The 2,851-nt window shown below is 71.8% G+C and carries 1 protein-coding gene; it reads left to right on the forward strand.

Annotation, left to right across the window (positions count from 1 at the left end):
* A partial coding sequence (locus ACZ3OF_RS35890; protein WP_467309054.1) for a type I polyketide synthase occupies nucleotides 1–2,851 on the forward strand: 2,851 nt, incomplete at both ends.

The following is a 2,851-nucleotide window of genomic DNA, read 5'->3' on the forward strand; positions in this document are numbered from 1 at the left end:
CCGACCGCACCGCCCTCGCACAGGCCCTCAAGAACGTGCCCGAGGACCGCCCCCTGACCGCCGTCGTCCACACCGCAGGCATCACCGACGACGGCATCCTGCACGCGATCACTCCCGAGCGCCTGGAGGCCGTGCTGCGGCCGAAGGTCGACGCCGCATGGCACCTGCACGAGCTCACCCGTGACCTCGGCCTCGACGCGTTCGTGCTCTACTCCTCCCTCGCCGGGCTTCTGGGGACGGCCGGTCAGGCCAACTACGCGGCCGGAAACACCTTCCTCGACGCCCTCGCCGAACACCGGCGGAGTCAGGGCCTCCCGGCCGTCTCGCTGGGCTGGGGCCTGTGGGAGTCGACGAGCGCCGGCAGCAGCCATCTGGAGGAGGTCGACCTCAAGCGCATGGCGCGCTCGGGTCTGATGCCGCTGTCCGACGACGACGGCATGGCGCTGTTCGACGCCGCCCTGCACATCGACGACGCCGTCCTCGCCGCCACGCGCCTCGACACCGCCGCGCTGCGGCGGCAGAACACCGAACCGCTGCCGCTGCTGCGAGGCCTGGCCCCCGCCGCACGCCGGCGCACGGCGGCGAGCGCCGGAAACCACGGCGCGTCACCGCTGGCCGAGCGTCTGGCGGGCATGACCGCGAGCCAGCGCGAGCGTGCGCTCATCGATCTCGTACGTGGGCATGTCGCCGATGTGCTCGGGTTCACGGACCTCGAAGGCATCGACCCCGAGCGGGCGTTCAAGCTGTTGGGCTTCGACTCGCTGACCGCCGTGGAACTGCGCAACCGGCTCAACGGCGCCACCGGGCTTCGGCTGCCGGCAACTCTGATCTTCGACCACCCGACCCCTGCCGCCCTGGCCGCCCATCTGTCGGCCGAGGTCTCGCAGTCACCGCAGGCGGCGCGGCCGGCGGCCGTCGCCAGGCGGGCCGTCGCCGCGGAACAGGCAGGCACGGAGCCGATCGCGATCGTGGGCATGGCCTGCCGCTTCCCCGGCGGGGTGACCTCGCCGGACGACCTGTGGCAGCTGGTCGCGGACGGCGTGGACGCGGTCGGGGAGTTCCCCGAGGACCGGGGCTGGGACCTGGAGAACCTGTACGACCCCGACCCCGAGCAGATCGGCAAGACGTACACCCGCAACGGCGGATTCCTTCAGGACGCCGACCACTTCGACCCCGCCTTCTTCGGCATGTCACCGCGCGAGGCGCTGGCCACCGACCCCCAGCAGCGGCTGCTCCTGGAGACGGCCTGGGAGGCGATGGAGGACGCGGGCCTCGACCCCACCGCGTACCGGGGCAGCCAGACCGGCGTGTTCACCGGTGTCATGCACCACGACTACGCGAGCCGGGTCCGCGACATCCCCGAGGACCTGGAGGGCTTCCTGCTGAGCGGCAACTCGGGCAGCGTCGCCTCCGGCCGCATCGCCTACAGCTTCGGCTTCGAGGGACCGGCGGTCAGCGTGGACACGGCCTGCTCGTCCTCGCTGGTCGCGCTGCACCAGGCCGCCACGGCCCTGCGTGCGGGTGACTGCGATCTGGCGCTGGCCGGCGGTGTGGCGGTGATGGCGACGCCGATGGGCTTCGTCGAGTTCTCGAGGCAGCGCGGCCTGGCGCCGGACGGCCGGTGCAAGGCGTTCGCCGGGTCGGCGGACGGTACGGGCTGGTCGGAGGGTGTCGGCCTGCTGCTCGTCGAGCGCCTCTCCGACGCACGACGCAACGGACACCGCGTCCTCGCCGTCCTGCGAGGATCGGCCATCAATCAGGACGGCGCCTCCAACGGCCTGACCGCACCCAGCGGTCCGGCGCAGGAGCGCGTCATCCACCAGGCCCTCACCAACGCGGGCCTCACCACCGACGACATCGACGCCGTCGAAGCACACGGCACCGGCACCCGCCTCGGCGACCCCATCGAAGCCCAGGCCCTCCTCGCCACCTACGGACAAGGACGGGAGGCGGACCGGCCGCTGTGGCTGGGGTCGTTGAAGTCGAACATCGGGCACACCCAGGCCGCCGCCGGTGTGGGCGGTGTCATCAAGATGGTGCAGGCCATGCGCCACGGCGTGCTGCCGCGCACCCTGCACGTCGACGAACCCACGCCCATCGTCGACTGGGAATCCGGAGCGGTCGAGCTGCTCACCGAACAGCGGCCCTGGCCGGTCGAGGGTGATCGGCCGCGGCGGGCCGGAGTCTCCTCCTTCGGCATCAGCGGGACCAACGCCCACGTCATCATCGAGCAGGCCCCGGAGAGCGAGCCGGCCGCTGTCCCGGTCGTGGAGCCGTCGGATGCCCCGCTGCCGGTCGCGCCGTTGCTGCTGTCCGGCAGGTCGGAGCAGGCGCTGGCGGGTCAGGCCGGGCGGCTTCTCGACCACATCGAGCGGAACCCCGAGATCGACCTCGCCGAGGTCGCGCACGCACTCGCCACCAGCCGGGCTCAGTTGGAGCGCAGGGCGGTGGTCCTGGGCACCGGACGTGAGGACCTGGTCTCGGGTCTGCGGTCCCTCGCCGAAGGGCAGGAGTCGGCGTCGGTGGTCACGGGTGCGGTGTCGCGTACGCGGGGCGAGACCGCCTTCGTGTTCTCGGGTCAGGGTTCGCAATGGGCCGGCATGGGACGCGAGCTCTACGACACCTTCCCCGTCTTCGCCGAAACCCTCGACACCGTCTGCACCCACTTCGACCAGACCCGCACCCCCGACACCCCCGCCCTACGCGACATCATCTTCGCCCACCCCGACACCCCCGAAGCAGCCCTCCTCCACCAAACCCGCCACGCCCAACCCGCCCTCTTCACCCTCCAAACCGCCCTCTACCACCTCATCACCTCCTACGGACTCACCCCCGACCACCTCATCGGCCA

The organism is Streptomyces sp. NPDC022552 (assembly GCF_055561875.1).